General features: G+C 47.7%; 11 protein-coding genes and 1 riboswitch. Of the genes, 8 read left to right on the plus strand and 3 right to left on the minus strand.

Going from position 1 to position 16905, the window contains the following annotated elements; translation table 11 throughout:
* Positions 1-3 precede the first annotated feature (3 nt).
* Together lolD and lolE are read left to right on the plus strand one after the other, a co-directional pair.
* On the plus strand, positions 4-705 hold the full coding sequence (lolD, locus tag NY07_RS11990; RefSeq protein WP_033539596.1) for a lipoprotein-releasing ABC transporter ATP-binding protein LolD: 702 nt from the start codon (positions 4-6) through the stop codon (positions 703-705).
* On the plus strand, positions 702-1958 hold the full coding sequence (lolE, locus tag NY07_RS11995) for a lipoprotein-releasing ABC transporter permease subunit LolE (protein WP_033539597.1): 1257 nt from the start codon (positions 702-704) through the stop codon (positions 1956-1958). The genes lolD and lolE overlap by 4 nt, the downstream gene beginning before the upstream one ends.
* On the opposite strand, the gene NY07_RS12000 is transcribed toward lolE, so the two are convergent.
* A complete protein-coding gene (locus NY07_RS12000; protein WP_052125637.1) occupies positions 1955-3316 on the minus strand; it encodes a diguanylate cyclase domain-containing protein in 1362 nt (453 codons plus the stop codon). The two genes, lolE and NY07_RS12000, sit on opposite strands and share 4 nt — an antisense overlap.
* A gap of 309 nt (positions 3317-3625) precedes the next feature.
* The gene (locus NY07_RS12005) at positions 3626-4132 is read right to left on the minus strand and encodes a DUF2062 domain-containing protein (protein ID WP_033539598.1); all 507 of its coding nucleotides are present in this window, start codon (positions 4130-4132) and stop codon (positions 3626-3628) included.
* Positions 4133-4175: 43 nt separating this feature from the next.
* Between NY07_RS12005 and NY07_RS12010 the strand changes: the two genes are divergently transcribed.
* The 6 genes from NY07_RS12010 (at position 4176) to NY07_RS12035 (ending at position 13926) form a co-directional block, all read left to right on the plus strand.
* The gene (locus NY07_RS12010) at positions 4176-6449 is read left to right on the plus strand and encodes a DNA internalization-related competence protein ComEC/Rec2 (RefSeq protein ID WP_052125639.1); all 2274 of its coding nucleotides are present in this window, start codon (positions 4176-4178) and stop codon (positions 6447-6449) included.
* Positions 6450-6482: 33 nt separating this feature from the next.
* Positions 6483-8297, plus strand: coding sequence for a lipid A export permease/ATP-binding protein MsbA (gene msbA, locus NY07_RS12015; protein WP_033539600.1), 1815 nt, complete (start codon positions 6483-6485; stop codon positions 8295-8297).
* Complete coding sequence (gene lpxK, locus NY07_RS12020; RefSeq protein WP_033539601.1) at positions 8297-9307, plus strand: tetraacyldisaccharide 4'-kinase; 1011 nt, start codon at positions 8297-8299, stop codon at positions 9305-9307. The genes msbA and lpxK overlap by 1 nt, the downstream gene beginning before the upstream one ends.
* A gap of 1 nt (position 9308) precedes the next feature.
* Positions 9309-9488 (plus strand): Trm112 family protein, encoded by a 180-nt coding sequence (locus NY07_RS12025; protein WP_033539602.1) that lies wholly within the window; start codon positions 9309-9311, stop codon positions 9486-9488.
* Positions 9489-9635: 147 nt separating this feature from the next.
* Positions 9636-10355: a serine/threonine protein phosphatase gene (locus NY07_RS12030; protein WP_033539603.1), complete on the plus strand. Its 720-nt coding sequence runs from the start codon at positions 9636-9638 to the stop codon at positions 10353-10355.
* Positions 10356-10683: 328 nt separating this feature from the next.
* Positions 10684-10768, plus strand: a riboswitch (cyclic di-GMP riboswitch).
* A 71-nt stretch (positions 10769-10839) separates the two neighbouring features.
* Positions 10840-13926, plus strand: a complete 3087-nt coding sequence (locus NY07_RS12035; protein ID WP_033539604.1) for an Ig-like domain-containing protein — start codon at positions 10840-10842, stop codon at positions 13924-13926.
* A 124-nt stretch (positions 13927-14050) separates the two neighbouring features.
* On the opposite strand, the gene NY07_RS12040 is transcribed toward NY07_RS12035, so the two are convergent.
* Complete coding sequence (locus NY07_RS12040; RefSeq protein ID WP_052125641.1) at positions 14051-16612, minus strand: hypothetical protein; 2562 nt, start codon at positions 16610-16612, stop codon at positions 14051-14053.
* Positions 16613-16905: the final 293 nt, after the last annotated feature.

Raw genomic sequence — 16905 nt, forward strand, 5'->3', positions numbered from 1 at the left:
TCTATGACGCAACCAGAAAAATCTTTGTTACTTCAAGTCAGTAACGTCAGCAAGCGCTATCACGAGGGTAGCATAGATACTCAAGTGCTAAACGGCGTGAACCTAAGCATCTATCGGGGCGAGCAGATAGCCATAGTGGGGAGTTCGGGTTCGGGCAAGAGTACCTTGCTGCATATTATGGGCACACTGGACAAACCCAGTAGCGGTCAGGTGCTATTCGATGGTGAAGATCTATATCAGCTAACGCCTTCACGTCAGGCCGCCATACGTAATCAGGAACTGGGATTTATCTACCAGTTTCATCATCTGTTACCTGAATTTACCGCTCTTGAGAATGTGGCCATGCCAGGACTCATTCAGCAGCGACCACGTCAAGAAGTGGAGCAACAGGCGACCGAACTGCTAACCCGTGTGGGATTGGCTCACAGGCTCAATCATACGCCGGCAGAGATGTCAGGCGGTGAGCGACAACGTACTGCCATTGCCCGCGCCTTGATCAATCGCCCTAAACTTGTGCTGGCCGATGAACCTACAGGTAACCTTGACGCTGCCAGTGGTGATACCGTTTATGAGCTGATTCGAGAATTAGGCAGTCAGTTGGGTACGGCATTTGTGGTGGTAACCCATGACCCTAAACTTGCCGAGCGCATGGATAGACAGCTTAAGATGCAAGATGGTGAGCTTGCCGCCTGGGAGATGGCATGAGACAGCATCTTGCCTTCTGGGTAGGCTGGCGCTTCTATATGGCGCGTCAGTCGAATCGATTTATCAGCTTTATCTCCTTTGCTTCGACGGCGGGGATTGCCCTAGGCGTTGCTGTATTGATCACAGTGCTATCGGCCATGAATGGCTTTGAGCAGGAACTTGAGCAGCGTTTACTGGGCGTGGTGCCCCATGGTGAGTTAATTGGGGTGAACGAGCCGCTACATGATTGGACACAAATTGCCAAGGATGCACAACAGATCCCGGGAATCGTCGCAACGGCGCCATTTGTGCGCCTGCAGGGGTTAATTCAAAAGCCTGGTGGCTTTCAAGGGTTGACTGTCATTGGGATTTCGCCGGAGTTGGAGGCTAAGGTCTCCACTATCGCCGATTTTATGCCAAGCGACGCCTGGCAGGCTCTAGGCGAATCCACCAATAATATCGTGTTGGGTAAAGGGCTTGCCAAGGCGTTAGATCTTTCTCTTGGTAGCACCTTGAGCCTCTACACGCCCAATTTTGCGACGAAAAAAGAGGGCGGTTCTCGAATCGGTTCGGCCAAGAGTCATCAATTTAAGGTGGTGGGGATCTTTGAGCAGGGGGGAGAGTTAGATCTCACCACGGCTTACATTCCTATGGCCTACGGGGCAGAGCTCCTTGGGATTGATGAGGGAGTGAGTGGCGTACGTATTAAGGTCGATGATGTGTTTGCGGCGCCAAGATTGATCCGCTCATTAGGTTATAGCCAACAGCAATATATGTACCTGTCTGACTGGACCCGAACCCAGGGACATCTCTACCAGGACATTCAATTGGTTCGAGCCGTGATGTATTTAGTTTTGGCGTTAGTGATCGCCGTGGCTTGCTTTAATATTGTGTCGACCTTAGTGATGGCGGTACGTGACAAACAGTCTGAAATCGCTATCTTGCTCACTATGGGCATGGCAAAAGCGACCATCATGGGGATCTTCGTGGTGCAAGGGGCGCTCAACGGCATCTTAGGTTGTCTTATTGGGGCAAGCTTAGGCATCACCCTGGCGCTGAATTTGAGTACCATAGCCAGCGCGATAGAGCAGGTATTGGGCGTGCAGTTATTGTCGGCCGATGTCTATTTTATCGACTTTCTTCCCTCACAACTGTTGTTACAGGACGTGTTACTGGTGATCGGTTTAGCGCTGTTGATGAGCCTGTTGGCCACTCTTTATCCCGCATGGAAGGCAAGCCGCATTCATCCGGCGCAGGCTCTGGCCGGACGTTAAGCCAATCGATTTTCTCGGTAGGCGCGTTTCTGCTGATACATGCGCCTGTCAGCATCGGAGAGTAACTCTTTGATATCGGCATTTTGCCCCTTGTAGATGGCATAGCCTATGCTGAGCGATGGCGTGAGATGATGAGCTTGCCAGCTAAAAGGCTGTGACTCAATTGAAGCAGTGATCTGGTTCATTATCGATTCGATCGCCTGCTCATCATTAAGATCATAGAGTAAGACTAAAAACTCATCGCCGCCAAATCTGGCGACGGTCCCTTTTATCCCTACCTCTGCCACGAGACGACTGGCGATATATTTCAGTAGTTCATCACCCGCTTCGTGGCCTAAGTCGTCATTAACCCTTTTGAAGTCATTAAGATCGATATTGAGCAGCGTAAATTGGGGCTGATTCTGCTTGTTAATCAGCTGGTCAAGTTCAGTGATAATGAAACGGCGGTTGGGGAGGTGGGTCAGCTCGTCATGTAACGCCGCTTTATGGGTACTTTGATAAGTGCGAAATAGAAATATGCTCACGAGATACAGAATAAAGGCAGCAACAGCCCCGACACTGATGACACTCATTCGCAGTTTGGTGATTTCCGCCATATTTTCGATACGGAGTTTTGCCGCCATACTCCAGGTGCCACTGGGAAGCTTCACCGGGTAGACCACATCAGGTTTGTCAAAGATGCTTGGGTCGCCATAGAAGACCTCTTCGGCTTCATTTGCCGTGATCTGTTTTTTGATGGCAATATCGCCACCCTGAAATTGAGTGATGCCAGTGTCATGAAGTAGCTGGTTGTAATTCATGACGACGCTCACGCCGCCCCAGTATTGGTTATTTATGGGGTAATCAGCAAAAATAGGGTAACGGGCAATTAGGCCTAATCCTCCCTGAACCAAATTCACCGGCCCTGCGATAAACACAGACTGTTGTGCTTTAGCGAGTAGCACGGTTTTTAGTTGTGCCGGTTGGGTTCTGAAATCGAAACCCAAAGCGGCCTCGTTGCCTTCAAGCGGATACACTAAGGAGATGACGTTATTGGGGGCAATGGCTACGCTTCTCACGTACTGGGCCTTACCTAGCAGTTTACCTGCGATGACATCCCAGTTTGTCATTGCAAACTCAGGATCTATGGTGACGACGGTGGCGAGACTGTCTGCCAGATAGGTATCTTTATAGATGGTCGCTTCAAAATTAAAGCGGATTAGAGCCAGATTTTTACGTAAATTCTCTTCTGCTTGTTGAATCTCATTATCCACAAAATATTTTGCCAGCGCAGTGATGGTCAATATGGTGGCGATCAGGAAGAGAAAGGAGAATAGAGAAAAGATCGCAATATGTTTTCTATTTGAACCTAAGTACATGGCCTACCTGCATTTTTTTTGATTATCTTTAACAAGTAATGTCATTCAAGGCATGTCGTCGAGCAGAAGAAATGTATTATTTATGTAAATGACTTGTTTATTCTAACTTAAGTTTACGCCAGAAGCTAAGTTTGAATGTCAAAGCAGGAAGTTGCAGCGTGTTTTGTTTTATCTGCTACAAATGCCAAAGCAGACCTTAGTGTCATCTCCTGCTTGCTTCATCCTTGATGTGTCTCAATTTCGTTGGCGGTGAATCAATACATTGCTTGGTCGCAGTGGCAGCGCAAAAGTTGCCGATGTCAGCAGGGATTATTTAGGACGATTTTTCCATTTAAACAGAATGGAGTATTTCCACAGGTTGTGGACGATAAAGTAGCCCAAGGCAGCAAAGATAAGTCCTAGTACTATGCAGCCAAGCAGGAAGGGGGGGCCTATGGTAAAGAGTGAAGATTCTATCCACTGCCAGCTGGCTTCAAACACGAATTCTTGGGGGGGATGATGCAGGAGCTTTGCGCCAAGGAGGTAAGCGGCGTAAAACATAAACGGCATGGTTATAGGATTAGTTATCCAAACCAGCACGACAGCTAGAGGTAAATTACAGTTAAACAAAATAGCAAGGGCGGCGGCTAACACCATCTGAAATGGCATGGGGATCCAGGCTACAAACAGTCCTACCGCAAAGGCTAGCGGCGCGGAGCGTCGATTCAGTGCCCAAAGATTGGGTTTATGAAGCAGCTTACCAAACATCTGTAAATGCTTATGGTTTTGCAGCGTTTCAGGCTTGGGCATATAACGCTGAATGAATTTTTTTGGCATAGCTTAGTATTGCAGTCTTAAATTATTCATTATGAATCGATTTATGTTTGGCTATTGCGCCACGCTCATTTCAGCGCTGCTCTGGCCATCTCTGTTAACCTATTCCTTGGCATGTATAGCACTCTTACTCGCTTTCATCATGCTTAAATGGTCTAAGCTACTGGCCGGAAGCCTGTTGGCCTTGGCTTGGATGAGCCTATTTTGTCACCAACTTTTGCTATTAACGCCTGATAACACAAGCAAACGGCCATCAGTAAGGGGCGAAATCATATCACTAGTTTATCGAAACGGCGACTGGATTAATCTGGATATTCGCCTCTTATCTGACTATCCCATTAATTTCCCGAGTAAATATTTACGATTGCGTTGGCAAACCGAACAAAAAGTCGCCATTGGTGAGGTGTGGCAGTTCACGCTGGCCCCTAAATCGATTACCAGTGTGCTTAATCAGGGAGGCTTTAATCAACAAGCGTTTCTGTTGTCAAAGCATATTATTGGCAAGGGCAATGTGCAGTCAGCCAGGCGTTTATCTGAATCCAAGGGAGTCAGGGCTCATTTGATCACCCAACTACAACAGGCGGTGACGGGCAAGGATAATGGCGATCTCATCCGAGCCTTGATGTTAGGCGATAAGCAAGGGATCACTAAGGAGCACTGGCAGGGATTGAGGCAAACGGGTACTGGTCATCTGGTGACTATCTCTGGTTTGCACCTGTCGGTTCTGGCACTGTGGGTGATGGGATTGAGCGGCTACCTGTTGGCGCGTCAACGCCCCAGTATCGGCCTGTCTAACCGCCAATTCAGCGCCTTGCTGGCGCTTTGCTGCTGTATGCTTTTTGCCTATCTTGCTGGGCTGGGACTGCCAACCCAGCGGGCACTGATCATGTTGTTCATGGTGATTGTTCTGGGTTTATTAAAACGTTACGCCTCGGTGTTTGAACGTTTGTTGTGGGCGCTTTTTGTGGTGTTGCTACTGGATCCCGTCAGTATTCTTAGCGCCGGTTTGTGGCTCTCGTTCGGCGCGCTGGCGTTGATCCTTTATATGACCCAGCGGATACCATCGGTGCCCAAAAACATGTCGCTTAGCGGGCATATCAGGCAGCGCATCAGCGCACTGTGGCAAATTCAGTGGCGGTTAAGCATTATGCTTGGCCTGTTACAGGCGCTGTTATTTGGCGGCTTTGCGCCTTATGGTGTGCTTTACAATTTAGTGTTTGTACCTTGGTTTAGCCTTGTAGTGATCCCACTGACTTTTGTTTCTATGATGTGTTGGGCCTTAGCTGAGCGCTTAGGTCTTAGCCTGTCGTTGCCGCTTAGCTTACTCGATTGGGCCATTGCGCCCCTGACGAGCAGTTTTAATCTGCTGCCATCTCTACCACTGCACTGGCTGCCGGCCGCCTCAGCCTTACTTGCAGGCATGCTGTTTTTATGGGCGGCATTTGCGGTTTGGCGCTATGGGTCCAATCGCTGGCGTTGGTTGTCCCTGCCGCTAATTTTGCCTTTATGTCTTTATTGGCTTGTTCCACCAAGGCTGATTGAGAACAAGCATTGGCAGCTGCACCTTTTGGATGTGGGTCAGGGGTTAAGTTTGGTGATCGAGAAACAAAATAGGGCGTTTATCTATGATACCGGGGCGGCTTTTGGTGACCACTTTAGTTACGCAGAGCGGGTGATAGTGCCATTTTTACAGTATAAAGGCATTAGTGATGTCGATTATTTGGTGTTAAGCCATGGCGACAACGATCATGCTGGTGGCGCGCAATTTTTGCAGACTCAGTTTCCCAAGATGAGCTTGATAACCGATCTACCTTATCGTGGTGCTATCGACTGTCGCCCTAAACAGATAGCTTGGCAAGGATTGAATGTGCAGATACTTGGGCCGACTCAACCGGTGGCGGGTAACAACGGCTCCTGTGTGATGCGAATAGGCGACGGTACCCACCATGTCTTGCTCCCGGGTGACATAGAGCTAGAGGGGGAGCAAGCCTTACTTGGAATAAGTTTGCTAGATAGCGATATCTTGATTGCGCCGCATCATGGTAGTAACACCTCATCCAGCCAGGCCTTTATTAGCGCTGTGCAACCAAAAGTCGTCCTCTATGCGGCGGGATTCAACAATCGGTATGGTTTTCCAAAGCCGCATGTGGTGAGCCGCTACGCCGGAGCACAGGCCAAGCAATATAGCGTATCAGACAATGGCCAACTGACGATTAGCCTAGATGAGAGCGGTATTCGAGTCAGGGGCTATCGGCGGGATCTGGCGCCTTTTTGGTACAATCAACGCTTTGAATTTGGTGAGTTTGCTAATCCAGAGTAGAATACGCTTTTTTGCACCGACGATAGATCCTGAATGACAAATTCTTCGAAAAGTGAAGTGCGCAGCGTTTTCCTGAGACTGCTTACTTATTTTGTCCCGCTTAAAGGGGTGTTATTTCTGTCTGTGTTCGGCCTAGTGTTATATGGCTTGGTGGACGCAACGTTTATTTATTCAATCAAACCTTTTATCGATCAAGGGTTTGCTAGTAATGTGCCAGCAACCCCTGGATTGGTTGAAGGGGTCGATCTGGGCATGGGCGGCGGCTTTAACTCAGACAGTGACGTGTTAAAAACCGCACCATTTGTGGTGATAGGCTTGTTCACTTTACGTGGCTTAGCGAACTTTTTATCTACCTATGGTATCTCCTATATCAGTGCACGAATGATCATGGATATGCGTCAGCAGGTGTTTGAACATTACCTTAAACTGCCTGTTAGCTATATCGATGCAGAGAGCAGTGGTAAATTGATCTCCAGAGTAACCTTCGATACAGAGCAGATTGCCAGGGCATCAGGTAGCGCCTTGATCACCATAGTACGAGACGGTATTACCGTTATCGGTATGTTAGGTGTGATGTTCTACAACTCTTGGAAGCTTTCTTTGTGTATCCTGATTGTCGGGCCGCTTATTGGGCTGGTGATTGCTGTGGTCAGTCGGAAGTTTCGCAAAGTATCAAAGCAGATCCAGACCGCCATGGGTGGCGTGACTTCAGTTACTGAGCAGATGATCAAAGGGCACAAGAATGTGTTGGTATTTGGTGGACAGAAAACCGAATCTGAACGCTTTGCCAAGGTCAATGACGAAAACCGTTCACGCACCATGAAGCTAGCACTGGCTCAGGCGATCAGTCAGCCACTGGTGATGGTGATAGGCTCTTTTGCGTTGGCTTTCGTGCTATATGCCTCAAGTCTTGAGAGCATGCGCGTCGATCTCACTGCGGGTACTTTCGCTACTATCCTAGCGGCTATGCTCGCCATGTTGCAGCCAATCAAGAGCCTTACGCGGGTTAACGCCGAATTTCAGCGAGGTATCGCTGCGTGTAGCACTATCTTCGCCATTCTGGATACGCCGACAGAGGTAGACAAGGGTACCTTTGAAACTAAGCGAGTTGAGGGGCGCCTTTGCTTTGATAAGGTTAACTTCCGCTATGACAATCAAGAAGGCTTGGCACTTAAAGAGGTGGACTTTTGCGTGAACCCTGGGGAAACCCTGGCACTGGTTGGCCGCAGCGGTTCGGGGAAATCGACCATCGCCAGCCTGATCACCCGCTTCTATTCTGACCTTGAAAGTGGTGATATTCGCCTCGATGATGTCAGCCTTAGAGATTACAAGCTGGCCTCTTTGCGTCAGCAAGTGGCCATGGTTTCCCAGCAGGTCACCCTGATCAATGACACGATAGCCGCCAATATTGCTTACGCGTATCCCGGAGAGGTGACCGAGAAGCAGATCATTGACGCTGCTAAGCTTGCCAATGCTTGGGAGTTTATCAGTAATATGCCTGAGGGGATTCATACTCAGGTGGGTGAAAACGGCGTCATGTTATCGGGTGGACAGCGACAACGTATCGCCATTGCAAGAGCGATACTGCGCGACGCGCCGCTATTAATCCTCGACGAGGCAACATCGGCGCTGGATACCGAATCGGAAAAGGCTATTCAGACAGGTCTGGATAACCTGCGTCAGAATCGTACCTCCATCGTCATTGCTCACCGCTTGTCGACCATTGAAAATGCCGATCAGATCCTGGTCGTTGATCAGGGTAAGGTCGTTGAGCGAGGCACTCATAAAGAGTTGCTCGCGAAAGAGGGGATCTACTACAACCTTTATCAGATGCAGTTTGGTAGTTAATGCAGAATCTCGTTAATCGCCTATGGTACGACAGGCAGTTAGGCTTCCACTGGTTGCTTATCTGCCTCTTGTTGCCGCTTAGTGGTCTGTTTTATCTGATCACCAGTGTAAGAAGACGCCTGTTTGTATTAGGCGTGAAGCAAAGTCAGCAACTCCCTGTGCCTGTTATCGTTGTTGGTAACATCACAGTTGGGGGAAGCGGTAAAACACCAACCGTCATCTATCTTATTGAGCTGCTGCGCCGTCATGGCTATCACCCCGGGGTGATAAGTCGTGGTTATGGGGTTGAGTTCACCGGCACTAAGCAGGTGCTTGCTGGCATGTCAGCTTGTGAGGTAGGGGATGAGCCCGCCATGATAGTTGCGCGCACTCAGGTGCCTATGGTGATTGGCAGTAACCGGGTTGCGGCAGGGCGAGCACTGCTGGAGTGGCAAAAGGTCGATATCATCATCAGTGATGACGGTTTACAGCACTATGCCCTGCAAAGAGATATTGAGATCTTAGTGCTCGATGGCAAGCGTCGATTCGGTAATGGCTTGCTCTTGCCTGCCGGGCCGTTAAGAGAAGGACGCTGGCGTCAAAAGAGGGTAGACCTTACGCTAGTCAATGGGCAGAGCACACACTCGGATGAATTTACCATGGGTCTAGTGCCTGCGTCATGGCGCAATGTAGCAAATGGCATTGAGGCCGATATCGATTCAACGGCAGATGCGGTTGCTATGGCTGGAATTGGTAATCCCCAGCGTTTTTTCGATACCTTAGCCAGTATGGGAATTAATCCAGCTATCCAACATGCTTTTGATGATCATCAGGCCTATCGGCTCGAGGATGTTGAGGCCATTGCCCATGGCGCTAAGGTGTTGATGACAGAGAAAGATGCGGTTAAATGTCGCGATTTTGCAAAGTCTAACTGGTGGTATTTGCCGGTAGATGCCAAGATATCACCAGAGTTTGAACTGCAATTGCTTAGGCTGCTTGAGCAGCGAAAAGAAGTACAACAAGGAAAATAACATGGCGTTTGATAAGAAACTTTTAGAGATAGTAGCCTGCCCTGTGTGTAAGGGTAAGCTTGAGTATGACAAAGCTAATCAACAGCTTATCTGTAAGGCTGACCGTTTAGCCTATGCCATTAATGAAGGGATCCCTGTGCTGTTGGAAACCAAGGCAACACCTTGGACTGAAGAAGCTTAATCCTTTTATTGAGACGCGTGATGACAGGCGCGTCTCTTTCATTTTATCCCCCCAATTGCTCACAGAACCCACGTCCGTTGCCCCAAATATTGCTTTTGCCTCCGCCAGCACTGATAATCCCTGTTCATTTTTATCGGAGTACCTTGTGTGACTGTTACTAGCCTTCAAAGCGTGATTGAAAAATTGTTAGCGGAAAATCAAGGTGTACGAGTAGTCAGTTTCGAACATCAAGGACATAAATATTGGCTGAAGCAGGCTGAGCACCTAACTGGTGCCATGCGTTTGCTCAAGGCACAGCCCCACGCTTCGTTACAGCTTGAAATCGCCACCCTGGCTAAACTTGCACAACAAGGCGCTCCAGTGCCTGAATTGGTTGCAAGCGGTGAGGATTTTTTGGTGGTGGCCGATGTGGGGATGCCGGTGAATCGCTGGTTGAATGCCGATGTTTCTGAGGCCGAGAAATTACAGATATTAAAAGATAGCGCCGCAGGCCTAGCACAGCTGCATTTGAAAGGGTTAGCGCACGGTAGACCCGCGCTGCGCGATATCTGTTGGGATGATGGGCAGGTGGCGTTTATTGATTTCGAGGCAAATCAGAAAGACAGCGATATGCATCAGCAGCAGATCAGAGATCTTTTAGTCTATATTCACAGCCTCTATCGTTATATTGGTCCCCACCCAGAGATCGCCGAGCCTGTGATTGCCGCCTATCGCAACGCTGGTGGCGAATCACTCTGGCAGGAATCTCAGCAGCAGATGTTAAAGTGGCAGTGGTTGAATTATCTCATCGCACCGCTAAAGTCCATTGGCGGTAAAGATCTTCGTCCAGTCTATTGGTTATTAAAACATTTTAAAGATATCGCTTAGTCCATCATTTATTATCTGTTCCGCTTCGAGGCGCCAAAATAGTCACTGGTGTTTCGAGGTGATTTCTTATTTTTAGTCTTTCTTGGTTCAAAATGTCGGATATAGCTTGATTTGTGGTGAAGCATCCTTTGCCGTCGGTGTTGTGCCAATGTTTATTCTGGTTGCGTCAGCCTGTGTGAAATTTATACATTCATTGTGCGTTGATTTTCATGAGGTTTTAAAAGTTGGTTAAAAAATAATCATTTTTTTGGTTGAGTTAAACCTAATCAACTTGCTAGAATGCCCGTGTTCTCTGGGCTTCACGGCCCAGAAGGTTTTTTCGAAAGCACTCTCGAAACGGCAAGCATTAAGAAATTAATGTACGCAAAGCCACAGGCCCTAATTGCATAGCAAAGGGTGGCTGGGTTACCGAATGAGCGTTGATAGAGCCCTGTACTTGTACTGGGAGCTTTCGAAGTGATGTTGACTTTGAGAGGCCCTAGCTATGAGTTCAGTTCATTGCGCCGTTGCGCTTACCGATTCTCCTTTTCTTAAAACCCTAGGTTTTGGCCTATTGGGCGCTGGCCTATTGTCGGCGTCGGCTATCATGCCAGTGCATGCCGGCTCTCATGGAGAGCAAATTTCCGCGGCGGCTCAGGCTAATCGTGATGCCAAGCAACAGGCGCGTCTGACTCATAAGGCGGAGCTTGAAACTCAGACGCTACAACTTTCAGCAGTTGCTGCACAATTCCTAAACGCCACTAAGTCAAATAAAGGTGCATCTCATGCTTCTGATGCGGCGCTTTACCAGCAACTTCAAGCACTGGTTGCGGAGAGACAAGTAGAACAGCAGGCTCTTCTAATACTTGATCCTTACAGCGTTGTCTCTTCTGTATTGCCTATGGCGAAGCGTCGTGGCATGCCTGCCGAGATCCAGGCCAAACTAGCTCAACAAGCCGAATTAGTGGGTGAGCTGGAAGCAGTGTATGAAGATTTTGCGGATCCAAGCGAGAATCGCTTGCGTCATTTCCTGGTGACTGACCAGGGCCGAGTTGAAATGTATCTACCTGCCGATACTCGGTCACAAAAGTTGCAAAGCGGTATGCAGGTCAAAGCTAAAGGTTGGCTGTTTAATTCAGAGAACACTGAGAATAGCAGCTTAGCTATCGAGCAAGGTGAGGAAAACCTATTAATACTCGCGGCCGGTGAGACAAGCTCAGCGTCAACATCATCTTATCAAATCCCAACCAAATCGACCGGTGAACAAAACGTGCTGGTACTAATGCTTAACTTTCAGGATAATCCAGTTGAGCCTTGGACATCGCAAGAAGTTGATCAAATGGTATTCGGCACTGTCAATGATTATTACCGGGAGGCATCCAATGGCCAGACCTGGCTCAATGGTGACGTCAAAGGCTACCTTACCCTTCCCATAGATACAACTTGCGTTACCACTGATATAGAACTGGCTGCAAGAGAAGCGGCGCTAAACAATGGAATCGATCTTAGTCTATATCCGCGATTAGTGTTTTTAATGCCAAAAAGCGATCAATGTGGTGGCCTACGTGGTCAAGGCACACTGGGTTTGGGCGTTACTACCAGCAATCCCTCCAGAGCATGGATTTTTGGAGAGCTCAATCTAATGACGATAGGTCATGAACTAGGGCATAACCTAGGATTACAGCATGCGAAATTTTTAGGCTGTCCTAGTGGTGATATCGATTCCAACTGTTTTTCAAGTGAATATGGCGATAGCCTAGATCTTATGGGTCAATCCGTTAGCGGGCATTTCAACGCATTTAATAAGGAGCGTCTTGGCTGGATAGCCGCTGATAAAGGTGAGGTCGTTACAGCCGACAGGGACGGTAGTTACCTGTTGGAACCTTATGAAATGGCGCCAACTGGCAAAGCTAAGAGCCTTAAGGTTCGCCGCGGCACGGATTCTGTTACCGGAGAACCGCTTTACTATTACCTCGAATACCGACAGCCTATTGGTTCCGATAGTTTTTTAAGCGGCAAAGCCGTTACGCAAGGGGTACTGGTTCACTTAAATCGAAATGAAGACAATATCGACAGTAGCCTGCTGCTGGATATGACGCCAGGCAGTTCAATTTATGATTTGGATGATGCTGCTCTTCTAACGGGCAAAAGCTACACAGATAATCTTGCCGGTGTCACCATTACCACTGAGTGGTCAGATAGCACGGGTGTGGGTGTAAATGTCAGCTACTCAGCACAGCAAAGCTGTATTGCTGCGCAGCCAAGTATTGAGCTAGCGTCAAGCAGCAGTGTGTGGGCCGAGGCTGGTGAAATCGTATCTTATCAAGTCACGTTAACAAACAATGACAGTGTCGAGTGTGGCAGCAGCAACTACAAAGTGTCTGCCCAAGTAGCATCGGGTTGGAATGCAACGCAGCAATCTGTGAGCTTAACGCCGGGTCAAAGTACAACGATAAGCTTAAACGTTACCTCAAGCACGACCGCTACAGATGGTTTCTATGACGTGACCATCGAAGGTGCGAATACGAGCGATAGTCGCTATCAGGCCAGCACTACTGCTACTTATGTGGTTGAGGCACCTGTTGCTGCCTGTGTATCGGCAAACCCGCAATGGACTTTGTTAAGCAATAGTTCAACCGAGGTTGCAGCGGGCACTGCGGTTACTTATCAAGGCACGCTAACCAATAAAGACTCCGATAGCTGCGCTGCTTCGACTTTTGATGTAAAGGCAAGCCTGCCATCGGGTTGGCAAGCAACTAGCACAAGTGCAACCTTGGTGCCGGGCCAATCACAAACCCTGAGCGTAAGTGTTACCTCGGCTTCGGATGCCAATGCCGGTGTGTATGACTTTAGCATGGTTGCACTAAACCGGAGTAACGTCGGCTACCAGAGCTCTGCCAGCGCCACTTATCAGGTAGCAGCACCGATCGCCAGTTGTCAATTAGCGGCACCAAAACTGAATGTGACTGATGTATTAGGGGCCGAAGTTGATGCGGGCACAGTGCAACACTATAGCGTAGAAATAACCAACGAGAATCAGGATTGTGACGATGCCACCTATAACTTGAGCATTGCTACGCCAAGCGGTTGGAGTGCCAGCAATAATACAGTGACCTTGGCAAGCGGCGCTACGACTATGGTAAGTGTGAACGTAACGTCAACGACCAGCGCTAATGCCGGCAGCTATAACTTGATGTTAACAGCTAAGGATGTCGTCAATACCGCCTATAGCAGCACTAGTACCTTGGTCTATCGCGTAGCGGAGCAGCAAAACAATGCCCCAGTTGCCTATAGTGACAGTGTGAGCATGACGTCTAAAGCGGCCATTTACATCAATGTGCTTGGTAACGACAAGGATATTGACGGAGATACGTTAGTGGTTACGAGCGCAACTCAAGGTGCCAAGGGCAGTGTGCAAGTACTTAGCGATGGCCGTATTAAGTATACGCCAACAAAGAGCTTTAAAAATGGTGACAGCTTTAGTTATACCATCAGTGATGGAGAGTTATTGTCTACGGCAACGGTGAGTGTTACTTTGGCTAGCGATAGTGGCAACACCGGCGGTGGCAACAAAGGCAAAGGGAAGAATTAATGTCTTTGTGATTACTATAACTATCAAAAAAAGAGCGATGTATTACATCGCTCTTTTGTCTTTTAAGTTTCAATATTGAAACTTATGATCGTTATAGTTATCGCTAATAGACTGAGGCAATTAGTTAAAATGGCGACTCATTAGTAATAACCTGGATTAATACATCGTTAGATAGATCAACATCGTCCGCTGTATCTGCTGTGCCGTTCTTATCCGTAAATGTGGCTTTTATAGCGCCGGTAGCAAGTAGAGCAGCAAAATTAATATCAACTGCATTTTCCAGCCCTGGTTTCAGCTCTATGGTAAAGGCGCAGCTATAGGTTTCAGTACCTGAACCTGCATAGCCAAGGGTATGATCTTTCTCACAAGCAATATAGCTATCACCATTGTAATCACCACCACCATTGATAAGCTTAAATTCTCCGGTGTCAACTAGGTCAAAGACACTTTGTAACTTCACGGTCAGCCCCGTAAAATCGACGTTATTGATTTGACTGCCATTTGTCATTTCTAACACCACTAACATACTGGTGGCAAATTTAAGGTCAACAGCAGGCGCTTCTGGCGTGAATCCAACCTGTGCTACGGCATTAGCCATAAGGTCATCCTCGCCTTGAGCATGGTCGTCATCATAACCATATACTACTGCTTCATTTCTATATATCTCACCGGCGTTACCCTGTATGTCTGTGATTGCCACAACACAAGATGCGGATGCACCGGGCGCAAGCTCAATACCGTTACTTAATGGAGTTCCATCGACAATACAATCAGCGGTAATATCTGCTAGGCTGCCGATATACACTTTTGTTCCTCCATCCATTTCATACTCTTGGTCTGTGAGTTTGAAGAAGGTCACATAGTCCGCCAGTGAGGTATTAGTAAATTCGAATGTATAGTTCACGGTACGATATAGAGTAGGGTTATCACCCGTTTCCAGTACGCTATTTACTTCAGGCGTTTTTGTCAGCTCAATCATGGCATCAACATCACTAAATAGTAGTGTTGCATCGCCTTTATCTGTGGCTGTTTGATTCTCCGTAGCATCTCTCGCAACGCCTGTCACCTCGTTGTAATGCTGATCGCCAAAGTTACCTGTTAACGTTTCTGTAAAGCTACAAGTGAAACTGCTGTTGAAGGCAATGCTTGTGGACATGGTGTCACAGTCACCTTCGGTTCGAGTTAAGAGCTCACCGAATACAGAATCGTTTAATGACTGCAGTGTCAGAGGTGAATCATGGGCACCGGATGTATTCTTGACCTCGATTCTGAATTCGACTGTACCGCCTGGTTCAGGTATTGAGGTCAACTCTTCGGGATCCGCACCAGTACTCCAGATAGATTTACTTACATCTATGCTTGGTAGGTCATTCGTGATCTTAACGCCGACCACGGCAGAGCAGTTATCACCAGCTATAGGGTCGCTATCAAATGAGTCACATGCATCATTGCCTACGTTTATGCCTCGATTTTCAGTGTCGGTGGCACTAAAGCTAACAAAGTCATAGTAATCCTCATCCCAGGGATCAACATCCCGCAGGTTGACATCGTCGATTCTCACCCTAAAGGTACAAACCAGTGTTGGGCTTGAATTAGTCAGTGTTACTGGAGTGTTACTCAGGTCTAATCTCCAGCAGGCATTTGCGGCGTTGTAGCTTGTCTCGCCGCCCAACAGGGTCACATTGCCTTGTTGATAATCGGATTCCGTATCATCTAGGTCAAAGTAATAAGGCCCTGGGTAGGTTGTGTCGGAAGATTTATAGGTGTCTTGAATATCAGTGATTTTAATGTTGGCCCCGGTTGGGTTACCGTTCTCGTCCTTCGCTTTTTCGATTGTTACTGTGTAAGTAAAGAGGCCAAAAGGTTCTTCCGCTGACATTTTATCAACTGTTTTGGTCACAGTTGCAGGCTTGGGCTCAACGAATACGTCAATCGGGAAGTTGTCGCATTTACACTTGGATTTGTTGTTAGGCACCTGACCATCTGCAGCACTACAGTTGTCACGTTCAATATTGTCCCAGGCGGCACAATAATTGAAATCAGCCATACCATCCGGTGTTAGGGGCCCATCACCATCAGGATCTTCATCCTCACAGATCATGGTAAACCTTGCACCTACCAAGGTGTACTCATCATTAGTGAGATCGGCTTTAGCAATATCACCGCAGGCGTCACCATCGAGCTGCTGCGCCACATATGAGTTGCCGTCTGTGCCATCGGGAATAGGTATCAATCTTGAACAGGCATCATCAACCTGTGATATTACGTCAGGATCCTGGTCTTCTTTCTGGGGAACATAAAAGGTCGTATCCCAGCGTTCGGCAGCATTGGCTCGGACATCTATATCAGCAATTAAGATAAAGGGGTCGCCGAGCGTACAGGTCAATTCGCTTGATAATACCTCGTTGCCCTCTTCGTCGTGTAATACAATGAACTTTGGATCCACTTTGGTGATTTCGACATCATTGGCGGTACAATTTAATGCTTCGCCAATAATGTTTTTCATTCCCGATCCACCTCTTTGAACATATTCATCCGCCATACAGAAGTCTGCCGTATTGGCGGGAGAGGGCCAAATTGGAGAATTGGCCAGTGCAGGTGTCGTGTTAATGCCATATAGGCTGGCGCTGCTTATGAGGGCGATACCCAGTGCCCTGATAAGTCGGTTGTTTTTAAATCGTTTCATAATATTGAACCTTATTAATAAGTTAATATGGATAAAACGTCTTGTAAGTTAGTCACTTTATGTTGATGAAATTGGGCTCAATTTCGATAAAGTGTTTACTCGCTATTACTGCATATGTCGGCGTATGCCGCTTTTAGTAACTGCAGGGATGGCGTGAAAACGGGGCCATTTCGATGCAGTGTCCAAATCGTTGGCCTTATAACAGCAAGCATTAGGCCAAATAGTTATCTTGCTGTTAATTAAAGGGATTTTTTGGTTTTATGTTATGGGGATATCGTTTCGGTGTTACATAT

The organism is Shewanella sp. ECSMB14101 (assembly GCF_000773485.1).
In the GTDB taxonomy this organism is placed as follows: Bacteria; Pseudomonadota; Gammaproteobacteria; order Enterobacterales; family Shewanellaceae; genus Shewanella; species Shewanella marisflavi.